Source organism: Streptomyces sp. PTL18, from assembly GCF_059510295.1.
The window spans coordinates 36,937-49,099 of the sequence record NZ_JCAJZO010000010.1 but is presented as its reverse complement, the minus strand read 5'-3'; the positions used below and the strand labels follow the sequence as shown (position 1 = coordinate 49,099).

The 12,163-nt window shown below is 70.9% G+C and carries 11 protein-coding genes; 7 read left to right on the top strand and 4 right to left on the bottom strand.

What is annotated here, in order from left to right; translation table 11 throughout:
• Positions 1-6: 6 nt before the first annotated feature.
• Genes AC5WS8_RS20275 through AC5WS8_RS20265 form a run of 3 tightly spaced genes read right to left on the bottom strand, consistent with a single transcriptional unit; the run spans position 7 to position 2,795 of the window.
• Positions 7-1,128: an NADH-quinone oxidoreductase subunit B family protein gene (locus AC5WS8_RS20275; protein WP_496104837.1), complete on the bottom strand. Its 1,122-nt coding sequence runs from the start codon at positions 1,126-1,128 to the stop codon at positions 7-9.
• A complete protein-coding gene (locus tag AC5WS8_RS20270) occupies positions 1,125-1,670 on the bottom strand; it encodes a hemerythrin domain-containing protein (protein ID WP_496104836.1) in 546 nt (181 codons plus the stop codon). The genes AC5WS8_RS20275 and AC5WS8_RS20270 overlap by 4 nt, the downstream gene beginning before the upstream one ends.
• A 57-nt stretch (positions 1,671-1,727) precedes the next feature.
• Positions 1,728-2,795: a hypothetical protein gene (locus tag AC5WS8_RS20265; RefSeq protein ID WP_496104835.1), complete on the bottom strand. Its 1,068-nt coding sequence runs from the start codon at positions 2,793-2,795 to the stop codon at positions 1,728-1,730.
• 243 nt (positions 2,796-3,038) lie between these two features.
• Between AC5WS8_RS20265 and AC5WS8_RS20260 the strand changes: the two genes are divergently transcribed.
• The gene (locus tag AC5WS8_RS20260) at positions 3,039-3,464 is read left to right on the top strand and encodes a phage holin family protein (RefSeq protein WP_496104834.1); all 426 of its coding nucleotides are present in this window, start codon (positions 3,039-3,041) and stop codon (positions 3,462-3,464) included.
• Positions 3,465-3,816: 352 nt separating this feature from the next.
• The gene (locus tag AC5WS8_RS20255) at positions 3,817-4,026 is read left to right on the top strand and encodes a hypothetical protein (protein WP_496104833.1); all 210 of its coding nucleotides are present in this window, start codon (positions 3,817-3,819) and stop codon (positions 4,024-4,026) included.
• Between the two features lie 251 nt (positions 4,027-4,277).
• On the opposite strand, the gene AC5WS8_RS20250 is transcribed toward AC5WS8_RS20255, so the two are convergent.
• On the bottom strand, positions 4,278-5,585 hold the full coding sequence (locus tag AC5WS8_RS20250; protein WP_496104832.1) for a glycoside hydrolase family 32 protein: 1,308 nt from the start codon (positions 5,583-5,585) through the stop codon (positions 4,278-4,280).
• A 104-nt stretch (positions 5,586-5,689) separates the two neighbouring features.
• Between AC5WS8_RS20250 and AC5WS8_RS20245 the strand changes: the two genes are divergently transcribed.
• The 5 genes from AC5WS8_RS20245 (at position 5,690) to AC5WS8_RS20225 (ending at position 12,020) form a co-directional block, all read left to right on the top strand.
• Positions 5,690-6,748, top strand: a complete 1,059-nt coding sequence (locus tag AC5WS8_RS20245) for a LacI family DNA-binding transcriptional regulator (protein WP_496104831.1) — start codon at positions 5,690-5,692, stop codon at positions 6,746-6,748.
• A gap of 219 nt (positions 6,749-6,967) precedes the next feature.
• Positions 6,968-8,263: an ABC transporter substrate-binding protein gene (locus AC5WS8_RS20240; protein ID WP_496104830.1), complete on the top strand. Its 1,296-nt coding sequence runs from the start codon at positions 6,968-6,970 to the stop codon at positions 8,261-8,263.
• A 104-nt stretch (positions 8,264-8,367) separates the two neighbouring features.
• Positions 8,368-9,348, top strand: a complete 981-nt coding sequence (locus tag AC5WS8_RS20235) for a carbohydrate ABC transporter permease (protein WP_496104829.1) — start codon at positions 8,368-8,370, stop codon at positions 9,346-9,348.
• Positions 9,345-10,286 (top strand): carbohydrate ABC transporter permease, encoded by a 942-nt coding sequence (locus AC5WS8_RS20230; RefSeq protein ID WP_496104828.1) that lies wholly within the window; start codon positions 9,345-9,347, stop codon positions 10,284-10,286. The genes AC5WS8_RS20235 and AC5WS8_RS20230 overlap by 4 nt, the downstream gene beginning before the upstream one ends.
• 105 nt (positions 10,287-10,391) lie before the next feature.
• The gene (locus AC5WS8_RS20225; protein ID WP_496104827.1) at positions 10,392-12,020 is read left to right on the top strand and encodes a glycoside hydrolase family 13 protein; all 1,629 of its coding nucleotides are present in this window, start codon (positions 10,392-10,394) and stop codon (positions 12,018-12,020) included.
• Positions 12,021-12,163 lie beyond the last annotated feature (143 nt).

Genomic DNA, 12,163 nt, shown 5'->3' with positions numbered 1-12,163 from the left:
CCGTGCCTACCTCGCTCTCTCTCGCTGTCGCCGGCGCCCGTCGGGGCGCCAGTACGGGTCGTAGCCGCTCGTCAGCCTGTCCCTGTTGTGGCGCCACTTGGGCTCACGGTTGACGGCCATGTTGGTGATGCCGCGCAGCCTGCGGATGACGGCCCCGTAGGGCCTGATCACGGCGGACGACAGCGTGCCGCCCGTCGGCTCGTCCATGAACGGCATGAAGGCGTCCGGGAATCCGGGCATCGTGCAGCCGATGCAGATGCCCCCGACGTTCGGGCAGCCGCCGATGCCGGCCATCCAGCCGCGCTTGGGCACGTTGCAGTTGACGACCGGACCCCAACAGCCCACCTTCACCTGGCACTTGGGCGAGTTGTAGTCCTTGGCGAAGTCGGCCTGCTCGTAGTAGGCGGCCCGGTCGCAGCCCTCGTGCACGGTCTTCCCGAACAGCCACTGCGGGCGCAGCATGTGGTCCAGCGGGGGCGGGGGCGCCGACCCGGCCGCGTGGTAGAGCACCCAGGTCAGGGTCTCCATGAAGTTCTCCGGCTGGATGGGGCAGCCCGGCACGTTGACGACCGGAAGCGCGCCCTGCGACTTGAAGTCCCAGCCCAGGTAGTCGGCGAGGCCCATGCAGCCCGTGGGGTTGCCCGCCATCGCGTGGATCCCGCCGTACGTCGCACAGGTGCCGGCGGCGACGACCGCCCAGGCCTTGGGCGCGAGCTGGTCGATCCACCAGTTGAGGGTGAGCGGTTCGCCGGTGTCCTGGTCGTTGCCGAACGACGTCCAGTAACCGTCGCCCTCGATGATGTTCTGGTTGGGGATAGAACCCTCGATGACCAGGATGAACGGCGCGAGGTCACCGCGGGCAGCCGCGCGGAAGGGGGCGAGGAAGTCCTCACCGCCCAGGCTCGGGGAGAGCACCTTGTTGTACAGGTTGACCTTCGGCAGGCCCGGCACCAGCCCGGCGACGATGTCCTCGATCGCCGGCTGGCCGGACGCCGTCATCGAGACGGTGTCCCCGTCGCAGCTCATGCCCTCGGAGATCCACAGGATATGGATCTCGTCGAAGCCGTTCCTCTGTTCAGCCCTCGAGGGCTCCTGGCTGACCTCCGTGGCTCCGCTTTCGACGGTCATGTCCTCGGCCTCCCTTGCAGTCGGTCCCGGAGTCGGTCGTAGGCCGCGGCCACCGGTCCGGCGAACGCCAGGGCGGGAGGCTCGTCGGGCGCGTTGGGGTGCGGTCGGGTCGGGGCGGTCTGCTTGGCCCGGGCGAGGGCCTTGCCGAGCCGGTCCAGCTCGTCCTCGTCGACGGCGTCGCGCAGCGACGGCAGCAACCCGCCCTCCTCCTCGCGGATGTGCTCATCGACCTCCCGGCGCAGTTCGTCCATGAGCTCGTTCGTGCGCTCGCCGTCCCCGGACTGCCTGTCCAGGGCCAGGAGGGTCTCCTTGACCGCCTTGTGCTCGCTCAGGTGTTCACGGACACGCTGCTCCCCGTCCGGCAGGACCTTCTTGGCCAGTGGGTAGACCATCAGCTCCTCCAGTGCCGCGTGCTTGGACAGCTCGCGGACCAGCGTTTCCACCACGGCCCGGCGCTGTGCGGCGGAGGCGGCGGCGTGGTAGTCGCGGAACAGCTGCTCCACCATCCGGTGGTCGTGCATCAGCAACTCGAGGGCGTCCATAACGGCCTTCCTGGTCGGGGACGGTGGCGGCGGAACAGGTGTGGGCGGATCCGTCGGCTAGGAGGCGGAGGAGGGGGCCGGAGAGGGGGCGAGGGAGCGGATGGCGCCGTGCAGCCGGGCGAGCACCTCCGGCGGCATGGTCTCCACCCGGTCGAGGATCCGCGCGGCCCGCGGGTCGGTGGCGCGTGCCTCGCGCTTCTCGTCGTCCGTGAGCAGCAGCGTCCGCAGGGTCAGGATCTCGTCGATCTCCGCGGCGTCGTGCAGGTCGCCGGGGCTCTCCGGGGCCACCTGAGGGTGGTCGGGCAGGATGATCGGCGACGACAGGACGAGCGAGTCGGACCCCTCCGGGCCCGCGAGCACCGGGAAGGTGTACAGGTTCCGGCACTCCCTGACGTAGGGCGCGACCTCCTCGGGAGGGTCGATCGAGGAGTAGAAGGCGAGCCCCTCGCCGCCGACGAAGGTGTGTGCCGCGATGAGCGAGTGCCGCAGGGCCTCGTCGCGGGGAGCGTCGGGCGGCGTCCCGCGGCCGGTGTTCTCGGTGCGGACGCGCAGGCGGTGCAGGGAGCCGGCGCCGGGGACGGGCTGGAGGTGCAGCGTGGTGCGCGCCTCGACGGGGGAGCGGCGGCGCACCAGGCGCCCCACGCCTGCGGGCAGCGGCTCGGTCTCCTCGCCGCCGGGCGCGCCGAAGGTGAACTCCGCGTCCCCGCGGTGGAGTTCGGCCAACGGCACGGTGAGGTCGGTTTCGCGCGGCACCGCCTCGTCGAAGGACAGATGGACCGTGTCAGGGGTTTCCAGGGAGTCCACGGGCGTGTAGTGGCCGTCCTCGTCCCGCCGCTCGACGCCTCTGTGCTGCGTCTGCAGATAGCGCACGCGCACGCGGACCACCGCGCCGGGCCGTGCGCGCAGCAGGCACTCGGTCTGCTGCTGCCAGGACTCCACGGAGCCCGAGACGCCCGGCGTCACCGGGCCGTGGGCCTCGGCCCAGGTGCGGGGAGCGAGGATGCCGAACTGCCAGCGCACCCGGTTCTTGGCCGACGAACGCCGGTACGGGTAGAGCAGGTATCCCTCGTAGAGGACGGCGTCGGCCACGGCGCACGCCTCTTCCACCGCGGAATGCGCGCTCACGGTTTCACCCAAGGGGTCGCTCACCGTAACTCCTCACTGACCGACCGTGTGTACTTGCAGTGGTTTACAACAATCACACCTTTTGTCGCGATGGGCGCGCATTGAGCGCGGACGGGTGAGTGGCGCGTCGACGGGGGCGGGGAGCCGTCGTGTCGGCGCGGCCTGAGCGGGTACTGCGGGGAGGTGACTGACGGCCGTCGGCCTCGGCGGGAACCCGATGCGGAAGAGACGGAGGCGGCAGCGATGCGGATGCAAGGCGACGACCCGGCGGAGAGCAGGAGCCGGGTGGGCGACGCGGCGGCCCGGCTGGCCCAGGACACCGCACAGCTCGCCCGCCACGAGATACTCGCCGTGCAGAGCGAGGTCAGGGCGGCGTTGCGCCGGATCGGAGCGGGTGGCGCGCTGCTGGGCGCCGCCGGGGTGTGCGGACTGCTGGCCCTGTGGTCGGCCCACGAGACGGCCCTGCGGGCCCTGGAGCCGGTACTGCCGGGCGCCCGTGCGTCGGCCGTACTGACCTGCGCCTACGCCACGAGTGGTGCCCTGCTGGGCGTCGCGGCCCGCAACCGGGTACGCGCCGCCGGCCAGGCGTCGGCGGAGGCACTGGACCGTGCGCGGGAAGCCGTTCCGGCAGGGGCTCGAAGGGGTGAGGGGGACAAGGGAGCCGACTGAGCAGGGTCGGGGCCGGGCGAACCGAGCGGGTCGGGGCCGGGCCGGTGGCTCGACCGCCCTGCGGGGCGGCGCACCGTGCGGGCGCGGACCCGGGGTACCTCGGACGGCTCGGGCGTGCGGGGTGTCGGGGGTGGACCCGGGGCGATCCCGGACGGCGCGGGCGTGCGGGGTGTTGGGCCGTTCGGGTGGTCGCGGGGGAGTCGGCGCGGGGCGCGGGCGGGTGCGGGATGCCGGGGTGGCAGGCTGCGAGGTCGGGCCGGGGCCCGGCCCCGGCCCTGCCGGGCGGTACCGCGCTCACGCGCCGTGTGGGCCCTCGGTCTCTGGACGGCGCGTACGGAAGGGAGGGGGGCCCGTGGAGACGATCCCGGCCGGCTCCGAACCGGCTCGCTCCGGTACCGCGTTCACGGAGCCGGCGCACCGGCGCGCACGAGGCGCACAGGGCGGCGGCGCACCGGTCGGTGACGCGACCGCCTGGGACCTGTTCCGCATGGCCTTCGCCTCGGTGGCCCCGCCCGGCGCCGCCCGGCCGCCCGCGTCGGGCAGCGGCTGCCCACACCCGTGACCACCTCCTGCCACGGGCCCGCGGCACCGTTCACCACGCGCGGCGGAGCCGTCGCCGTGGGTGCCGCGGAGTCGACGGGTCGGCACGGCGCGACGGATGTGCACCCCGGCACGCCGGCCCGGCTGAGCCGCGGGACACGTCGGTGGGACACCGGCGAGCGCGCGATGCCGCCGGGCCGGCAGCGGCGTTGATCACCAGCTGGTCGCGCTGGTGGGCGAGGGAGGCCCCCGTCGGCCGCCGGAGCAGCCCATTCATCCGGCGCCGGGGCCGGCCGCCGGGCCGGCGAAGCGTTCCGGTCGGGCGAGGTCCCAGACCTCGATGCGTCCGCCTGCCGCAGCGGTGCCGCCGTCCAGCCGCAGTGTCGCGACATCGCAGACCCGCAGGTCGGACCATGTACCCGCCACGCCGTCGCGGAAGACCTCGATGATGCCCGCGTCCCAGAACAGCCGCAGCGGCCCGTCGAGTCCGGCGAACGCCGCCAGGTCGACGGTCATCTCGGTCCCGGCCAGGGACCGGAGGGCGACTGTCCGCACGCTGTCCGCCGCCGCTGCGTCGAGCACCAGCTCCCCGGCGGTCCTGCCCCCGTCGAAGTCGACCGCACCGGCCGCCGGCACGGGGACCGAAGCCCGCCGCAGCCCGGTCAGTTCGGCCGCCGGCTCACAGTGCAGGCGCCCCTGCCGCACCGAGAGTTCGCGCGGCAGGCTCATGAAGCCCACCGCGTGGCCGCTGCGGCCGGCCGGGTCCTGGTGGGTGCGGAGCCAGCCGAACTGGATCCGCCGGCCGTCCGCGGTCCAGTACGACTGAGGGGCGTAGAAACGGTCGCCGACATCCGCGACGCCGGTTTCGCGCACCTCGAAACCGGCCTGTGACGCAGTCCCGGTCATCCACCACACCGCAGGCCCCTCCTCACCGTCCTCGTGGATGACCGAGACCAGCAGTACCCCCGTGTCCTGCGCGGCGAAGTAGTCCGGGCACTCCCACACTGCGCCCGGCACCTTCGACTCCGCCCGGTCCGTGAAGACGCCGTCGTAGTCCCACACCCGCAGGTCGGCCGAGGACAGCAGGAACAGCGAGCCGCCGTGCTCGCGGCGCGCGCCCGCGACGAGCTGACGCCATCGGCCGTCCTCGCGCCACACGCTGTGATCACGGAACTCGGTGATGTCGGCGGCGGGCGGAGCGGACAGGAGGGGGTTGGCCGGGTCCTTGACGAAGCCCGTGAGTCCGTCGTCGGATGCGCGCGCGAGGCAGGGGAGCTGTGCCTCGCCGAGCACGCCGGTGTAGACGATCGACACACCGCCGTCGTGTTCCACCGCGCAGCCCGAGAAGCAGGCGGTCGCGTCGTACGGGGCGGTTCCTGCCGGGCCGGGGAAGAGAGCCACCTCGTGCTCGGTCCAGGTGAGCAGGTCCGGGGAACTGGCATGACCCCAGTGCTGGTTGGTGAACTCGGTGCCCTCCGGGTTGTACTGGTAGAAGAGGTGGTGCCGCCCCTGTCGGTGGACCAGCCCGTTGGGGTCGTTCATCCAGCCCTTCGCGGGTGCGTAGTGGAGCCATGCGGGCATGTCGGAGATTCCTCTCATCACGTGTGAAACGCACCCGAAGCTGCAGGCGCTGACGGGTGCGGGAACTGGTGCTCAGGGCCGGAGACGTCTCGTACTCTTGCCGCGTGTCAACCCATGAAGATCACCGACCGAGGGCGAGAAGGCCCCGCCGCGCCGATGTCGCGCGGCTGGCCGGCGTGTCGCCCGCGACCGTCTCGTTCGTCCTCAACCGGACGGCCGGGCAGACGATCAGTGACGAGACCAGGCAGCGGGTCCTGCAGGCGGTCGCCGAACTCGACTACCGTCCCAACCGGGCCGCGCAGGGACTGCGCCAGGGGCGCAGTGCGACCATCGGTTTCGTCAGTCACGACGTCGACTTCGGGGTGTTCGCCGCCTCCGCGATCAAGGGAGCGCACGAGGCGTCCCTCCGCCACGGCAATCTGCTGCTCCTGGTCAACTCCGGTGCGTCGAACCGGCAGGCGGCACAACTGGTCGCCGACCTGCTCGACCGGCAGGTCGACGCTCTGATCTTCGCCGCGGTCGGCACCAAGTCGGTGGTGCTCCCGGACGACGCGCGGCGGGTCCCCACGATTCTGCTGAACTGCTTCGTCCCGGACGACCCCGTTCCGTCGATCCTGCCCGACGAGGTACGCGGCGGCCGGGAGGCCACCCAGGCGCTGCTCGACCTCGGGCACCGGGACGTCGCCTACCTCACCGGCGCGGTCAGCGCCTGGGCCACCAAGGCGAGGCTGCGCGGCTTCCGCGAGGCGCTGCGCGGGGCGGGACTCGACCCGCGGAACCACATCGTGATGGCCGGCAACTACCAGGCCGACTCCGGCTACGACCTGGCGCGGGAACTGCTGCGGCGCGGTCCCCGGCCCACCGCGATCATGTGCGGCAACGACCGGATGGCCGTCGGCGCGATCCTGGCCCTGCTGGAGGCGGGGATCCGGGTGCCCGAGGACGTCTCGGTGATGGGATACGACGACCAGTTCCAGCTCGCGGCGGAGGTCCGTCCGGCGCTGAGCACCGTACGGCTGCCGTACGACGTGATGGGCCGGCTGGCCGCGGAGCAGCTGGCCGCCGGTGAGCCCGCGGTGGGGAACGGGCGCACCCTCGTGCACTGCCCGCTCGTGATGCGGGACTCCACAGCGGCCCCGGCCGCGGGGCCCGCCGGGGCCTGAGCCGGGCCGGCCCCGCCGATACGTGCGGACATCCACCGATAACTCCCTTGTAACGAGTTCTTGACGCCAGAAACGGGGGGCGGCTAGCTTTCGGGCCACTAACCCGAATTAGTAACCCGCCGCGGTGGCCAGGTGCAAGACCCGCCCCGGCAGGCGAGGTCACCTCAGGTGCGCGATGGCGGCTGCCCTGCCGTCCGGTCACCGGCCAAGGAGGAACGCATGTCCAGGCGGAAGCTTGTTCTCGGCGTCAGCGCGCTCAGTGCGCTCGCCCTGCTCGCCACCGGTTGCTCATCCGGCGCCGGCGGCGGTGCGAGCGGCACCAGGACCATCACGATCTGGACGAGCATGGACCAGCCGGTCATCGACGGTCTCAAGGCCCGGCTCGACCCCCGCGCCAAGGCGGAGGGGATCACCGTCCAGTGGCGCAAGGTCGACAACCTCAACCAGATCATCGTGCAGAAGGTGCAGGCCGACGACGCGCCCGACATCGCCCTGATGCCGCAGCCGGGCATCATCAAGGACCTCGCGGCCAAGGGCAAGATCACTCCGCTGGACGACGTCCTCGACCTCCCGTCGCTCAGGAAGAGCATGACGGCGGGCACGTTGGACGTGGCCAAGGTGAACGGCAAGACCTACGGCCTGATGGTCAGCATGAACGTCAAGGGTCTGGTCTTCTACCCGAAGAAGGCCTTCGAGGCGGCGGGTTACACCGTCCCCAGGACGCTCGGCGAGCTCGACGCCCTGACCGAGAAGATCAAGGCCGGCGGGAAGACGCCCTGGTGTCTGGGCGTCGAGTCCGGTACGGCGACGGGCTGGCCCGCCACCGACTGGTTCGAGAACCTGGTCCTCAAGTACGGCGGCACCGACAAGTACAACGACTGGATCTCACACAAGATCAAGTTCGACTCTCCGCTGGTCCGCCGGGCCGCCGCCCAGTTCCAGAAGATCGCCTTCACCGACGGCAACGTGCTCGGCGGCCGGAAGTCGATCGCCAGCAACGCCTTCGGCACCGCCGGCAACCCGATGTTCAACAGCAAGCCCGGCTGCTACCTGTACCAGCAGGGCAGCTTCATCACGGGCTTCTTCCCCAAGTCCGTCCAGCAGAACCTGGACTCGCAGGTCGGCGTCTTCGGCCTGCCCCCGGCCACGGCGGGCGGCGACAACCCCGTCGAGGGCGGCGGCGACACCGCCTCCATCTACAAGGACAGCCCGTCCGCCCGCAAGGTCATGAAGCTGCTGGCGGCCACCGACCTCGGCACCACCGCGGCGAAGAACGGCTCCTCCTTCATCTCGCCGCACAAGGACTTCCCGCTCGGCAACTACCCCCTGAAGACGACGCAGTCGATCGCCAAGGTCGCCTACGACTCCACCGGCTTCGCCTTCGACGGGTCCGACGCGATGCCGTCCGCGGTCGGTTCGGGAACGTTCTGGAAGGACATGACGGCCTGGATCTCCGGCCAGGAGTCGCTGGACACCGCCCTGAAGAACATAGACGCCAGCTGGCCCGCCGGCTGACCACCCCACGGAAGGGCCGCCGGGGCGGGCGAGTGGCAGTTCCGCCCGCCCCGGCGTCCCCGAACCGACCCGACAACGACCCACGTTCGAGGAAAGGGACCGCCGTGGTCAGCCAAGTGCTCTCGACGATCCTCACGGTGCTGGCGGGCATCGCCGCCGCCCTGGCCGTCTACTGGGCCCTCAACAAGCTCGCCGAGGCCCTGCCGGGCCGCTGGGAGAACCGGATCAAGCCCTATTTCTACGTCGCGCCGGCGGTCGCGGCGATCGGGGTGTACCTGGTGTACCCGACCGTCATCACCGTCATCAACAGCTTGAAGAACAGCGACGGGTCCCGCTTCGTCGGCCTGGACAACTTCGGCAGGCTGCTCGGGATGCCGGCCTTCCGGCAGACCCTGTTCAACACACTGCTGTGGATCGCCGTCGTCCCCGCCGCCTGCATCGTGGTGGGTCTGCTCGTCGCCACACTCGCCGACCGGCTGACACCCAGGGCCGAGAAGGCGGCCAAGACCGTCATCTTCATGCCCATGGCCATCAGCGCCGTCGGCTCGGCCACGGTGTGGCGCTTCATGTACGCCGCCCAGCCCGCGGGCCAGCCGCAGACCGGCCTGCTCAACGGCATCGTCACCGCCTTCGGCCGCGATCCGGTTCCCTGGCTGCAGCAGAGCACCCTGCACGCCAACAGCCTGCTGCTCATGGTCATGCTGCTGTGGGGTCAGACCGGCTTCTCCATGGTGCTGCTGTCCGCGGCCATCAAGGGCGTCCCCGCGGAGACGCTGGAGGCGGCCCGCCTGGACGGCGCGGGTGAGGTGCGCATCTTCTGGCGGGTCATCCTCCCGCAGATCCGCGGGACGGTCATCACGGTCTTCGTCACCATCCTCATCACCGTCATGAAGATCTTCGACGTGATCTACGTGATGACCAACGGGGCCTTCAACACCGACGTCGTCGGCCTGGAGTTCTTCAACCAGCTCTACACCAACTACAACTACGGCTACGCATCGGCGATCGTCGTCATGCTGCTCATCGCCATCGTGCCGCTCATGATCTACCAGATTCGCCACTTCAGGGCGGAGGAGTCGGCATGACCACCCGGACCACCCGGACGACCCCGACGATCACCCCGGCGGCCCCGCGAGGCGGCCGCCCGTCCCGGCGAGGCGCCCAGGCGTCCCCCGCCGGGAGCGGCAGGCGCAGCCCACTCCCGGTCAGGCTGAGCGTGCTGTTCGTGTGCGCCCTGTGGATCGTGCCCACCCTCGGGGTGGTCGTCACGTCCTTCCGCACCGTCGACGCCGCGAACTCCAGCGGCTGGTGGACCCTGTTCGCCCACCCCGGCGGGCTGGCCGACCTGACCACCGGCAACTACGCCAAGGCCATCGAGCAGGGCGACCTCGGGTCTGCCTTCTTCAACAGCCTGGCCATCACGCTCCCGGCGGTGTTCCTGCCGATCCTCATCGCCGCGTTCGCCGCCTACGCCTTCACCTTCATGACCTTCAAGGGGCGCGACGTCCTCCTCATCGTCATCGTGAGTCTGCTCGTCGTCCCCAACTACGTCGCCTTCGTCCCCGTCATCAGGCTCTACGCCTCCGTCCACCTCAACGGCACCTTCCCGGCCGCCTGGCTCGCCCACATCGGCTTCGGCATGTCGCTGGCCGTCTACATCCTGCGCAACTACATGGCGACCCTGCCCAAGGACGTCGTCGAGTCCGCCAAGATCGACGGCGCGAGCCACTTCCAGACCTTCTACCGGCTCATCCTGCCGATGTCCGCCCCCGCACTGGCGTCCTTCGCGATCTTCCAGTTCCTCTGGGTCTGGAACGACCTGCTGGTCGCCCTGATCTTCGTGGGGCCGGGCGACAAACAGCCGATCACGATCGCGACCAACGGCCTGCTGGGACAGCAGGGCACGGGCTGGGAACTCGTGACGGCCGGCGGACTGTTCTCCATGCTCGTCCCGATCCTGGTCTTCCTGACCCTGCAGCGGTACTTCGTCCGCGGCCTCACCAGCGGAGCCGTCAAGGGCTGAGACGAGCCGCGCCTCCCGCACCGCAGGGGGCCCCGGGAGCCACACGCGAAGCCGACCCGGTCCTCCACCCTCCGACGTACACCGCACAGTCAGGAACCCGACAACGTGAGCAACCCGAGCGACCGGTCGTGGCGCTCCGCCGTGATCTACCAGGTCTACATCCGCAGCTTCGCCGACGGTGACGGCGACGGAGTCGGTGACATCACCGGCCTCCGCTCCCGCCTGCCCTACCTGTCCGATCTGGGTGTCGACGCGATCTGGATCAACCCCTGGTACCCGTCGCCGCTGGCCGACGGCGGCTACGACGTGGCCGACTACCGCGACATCCACCCCGCCTTCGGCACGCTCGACGATGCCGGACAGCTGATCGCCGAAGCCCACGACCTCGGCCTGTGCGTCATCCTGGACATCGTGCCCAACCACACCTCGGACCGGCATGTCTGGTTCCAGCAGGCACTGGCCGCGGCGCCGGGCTCGCCCGAGCGGGAACGCTACGTCTTCCGCGACGGTCGGGGCGAGAACGGCTCCCTGCCCCCCAACGACTGGCACGCGGCCTTCGGCGGCCCCGCATGGACGCGCACCCCGGACGGCCAGTGGTACCTGCACCTGTTCGCCCCCGAACAGCCCGACCTCAACTGGGAGAACCCGGAGGTCCACGCCGAGTTCGAATCGATCCTGCGCTTCTGGTTCGACCTCGGTGTCGACGGCTTCCGCATCGACGTCGCCCACGGCATGGTCAAGGACCCCGCGCTGCCCGACCTCGGCCTGCCGGAGTTCCGCGTCCTGGCCGAGGAGGGCCAGGACCACCCGCACTGGGACCGCGACGGCGTCCACGACATCTTCCGCAACTGGCGCGGCATCGCCGAGAGCTACCCCGACCGCAAGATCTTCGTGGCGGAGGCTCATGTCCGCCCCGGCCGTCTTGCCGACTACCTCCGCCCCGACGAACTCCACACGGCCTTCAACTTCGACTTCCTCAAGTGCCCTCTGGAAGCGAACGCGTTGCGTGAGGTCATCGACCGCAGCACCAACCATCTCGCCACCGTCGGCGCCCCCGCCACCTGGGTGCTGTCCAACCATGACGAGACCCGGCACGTCACCCGCTACGGCCGCGCGTACACCGGTGTGACCGCCCCCCTGCACAGCCGGTACCAGCCCACCGACCTCCCCCTCGGCACCCGCCGTGCTCGCGCGGCAGCCCTGCTCATGCTCGCTCTCCCCGGCGGAGCGTACCTCTACCAGGGCGAGGAACTGGGGCTCTACGAAGTCGAGGACCTCCCCGAAGAGGTCCTGCAGGACCCCACCTGGGAACGCTCGGGCCACACCGTCCGGGGCCGCGACGGCTGCCGTGTCCCCCTGCCCTGGAGCGGCGACACCCCGCCCTTCGGCTTCGGCCCGCCCGGTTCCACGCCCTGGCTCCCCCAGCCCGAGGACTGGAAGGCGTACACCGCCGAGGCCAACCGGACCGATCCCGCCTCCATGCTCCAGCTCTACCGGTCCGCCCTGAGCCTGCGCCGCACCCACCCGGGCCTGAGCGGCGAGGAGTTCCGCTGGCTGGACAGCCCGCGGGGCACGCTCCTCTTCGAACGCGGCGACGGGCTGCTGTGCGCGGTCAATCTTTCCGGCCGATCGGTCCCGCTCCCCGACGCCTGCGGCCTCCTCCTCGCATCGAGCCCGCTCGACGAGGACGGGCTGCTGCCCGCCGACACCACGGTCTGGCTGCGCCGCGACTGACGAAGCCGTGACCGGGCCAGGGCCGGCAGCCGGCGACGGCCGAGTGGGTGCACGCGGGTGCCTCGTCGGGGCCGGAGGGAGGTTCGAACCCGATTCACCGACAACGCGCGGAGAATTGACGGGAGTTGGGGAAGGTGACAAGA